We start from the raw sequence: 2500 nt of genomic DNA on the forward strand, positions 1-2500 counted from the left end.
TGGTCAAGCCCTCGACCTATTAGTATCAGTCAGCTAAATATGTTACCACACTTACACCTCTGACCTATCAACCTTGTGTTCTTCAAGGGGTCTTACTAGCTTATGCTATGGGAAATCTCATCTTGAGGGGGGCTTCACGCTTAGATGCTTTCAGCGTTTATCCCTTCCCGACTTAGCTACCCAGCCATGCTCTTGGCAGAACAACTGGTACACCAGAGGTCAGTCCATCCCGGTCCTCTCGTACTAAGGACAGCTCCTCTCAAATTTCCTACGCCCGCGACGGATAGGGACCGAACTGTCTCACGACGTTCTGAACCCAGCTCGCGTGCCGCTTTAATGGGCGAACAGCCCAACCCTTGGGACCTACTACAGCCCCAGGATGCGACGAGCCGACATCGAGGTGCCAAACCTCCCCGTCGATGTGGACTCTTGGGGGAGATCAGCCTGTTATCCCCGAGGTAGCTTTTATCCGTTGAGCGATGGCCCTCCCACGAGGTACCACCGGATCACTAAGCCCGACTTTCGTCCCTGCTCCACTTGTAAGTGTCGCAGTCAGGCTCCCTTCTGCCTTTGCACTCTTCGAACGATTTCCGACCGTTCTGAGGGAACCTTTGGGCGCCTCCGTTACTTTTTTGGAGGCGACCGCCCCAGTCAAACTGCCCACCTAACAATGTCCCGTCACCAGATTCATGGCGTCCGGTTAGAATCCCAATACTGTCAGGGTGGTATCCCAAGGTTGACTCCACTAAGGCTGACGCCCTAGCTTCTCAGTCTCCCACCTATCCTGTACAGACAATATCGAAACTCAATGCTAAGCTACAGTAAAGCTCTACGGGGTCTTTCCGTCCAATCGCGGGTAGCGAGCATCTTCACTCGCACTACAACTTCGCCGGATTTGCAGTTGAGACAGTGCCCAAGTCATTACGCCATTCGTGCGGGTCAGAACTTACCTGACAAGGAATTTCGCTACCTTAGGACCGTTATAGTTACGGCCGCCGTTTACTGGGGCTTAAGTTCACACCTTCGCTTGCGCTAAGTGTTCCCCTTAACCTTCCAGCACCGGGCAGGCGTCAGCCCCTATACATCAGCTTACGCTTTAGCAGAGACCTGTGTTTTTGCTAAACAGTTGCTTGGGCCTATTCTCTGCGGCCTGCTCTCGCAGGCACCCCTTCTCGCGAACTTACGGGGTCAATTTGCCTAGTTCCTTAACTGCAATTCTTCCGATGGCCTTAGGATTCTCTCCTCATCTACCTGTGTCGGTTTGCGGTACGGGCACTACTTCTCTCTCTAGATGCTTTTCTTGGAAGCATGGAATCAGATACTTCGGTCAAAATGACCTTCCCCATCACACCTCAGAATTGTTAAGACGGATTTGCCTATCTTAACTCCCTAAATGCTTAGACTAGCATTTCCAATCGCTAGCACATCCTATCCTTCTCCGTCACACCATCGATATTAACGATAATAGTGGTATTGGAATATCAACCAATTGTCCATCACCTACGCCTTTCGGCCTCGGCTTAGGTCCCGACTAACCCTGGGCGGACGAGCCTTCCCCAGGAAACCTTAGATTTTCGGCCTGTAAGATTCTCACTTACATCTCGCTACTAATGCCAACATTCTCACTCGTAATCAGTCCACCGCTCCTTACGGTACGACTTCAGCCCGATTACGACGCTCCTCTACCGCTCACTATAAAGTGAACCCGTAGCTTCGGTGGTAAGTTTGAGCCCCGGACATTTTCGGCGCAGGATCTCTCGACTAGTGAGCTATTACGCACTCTTTAAATGAGTGGCTGCTTCTAAGCCAACATCCTAGTTGTCTTAGAAATCCCACATCCTTTACCACTTAACTTACACTTTGGGACCTTAGCTGACGATCTGGGCTTTTTCCCTTTTGACTACGGATCTTATCATTCGCAGTCTGACTGCCGGACTCATAGTATATGGCATTCGGAGTTTGATAAGGTTCGGTAAGCGATATGCCCCCTAGCCCATTCAGTGCTCTACCTCCATTACTCATATCCGACGCTAGCCCTAAAGCTATTTCGAGGAGAACCAGCTATCTCCGAGTTCGATTGGAATTTCTCCGCTATCCACAGCTCATCCCATGCTTTTTCAACAGCAACGTGGTTCGGTCCTCCACGGGGTTTTACCCCCGCTTCAACCTGGCCATGGATAGGTCACCCGGTTTCGGGTCTACGGCATGCAACTAGTCGCCCTATTAAGACTCGGTTTCCCTTCGGCTCCGTACCTTAAGTACTTAACCTTGCTACATACCGTAACTCGTTGGCTCGTTCTACAAAAAGCACGTCATCACCCTCATATGGGGCTTTGACCGGTTGTAGGCACACGGTTTCAGGTTCTATTTCACTCCCCTCCCGGGGTTCTTTTCACCTTTCCCTCACGGTACTGCTTCACTATCGGTCATCAGGTAGTATTTAGCCTTGGGAGGTGGTCCTCCCTGCTTCCCACAAGGTTTCACGTGTCTCGTGGTACTC

At 51.1% G+C, this 2500-nt stretch carries 1 rRNA gene (cut by a window edge); it reads right to left on the bottom strand.

Annotation, left to right across the window (positions count from 1 at the left end):
• Positions 1 to 2500: ribosomal RNA gene (locus AAT22_RS11005) — 23S ribosomal RNA — on the bottom strand; it runs 404 nt beyond the window's last position.

It is taken from the genome of Clostridium sp. C8 (genome assembly GCF_001010885.1).
Lineage (GTDB): Bacteria > Bacillota > Clostridia > Clostridiales > Clostridiaceae > Clostridium > Clostridium sartagoforme.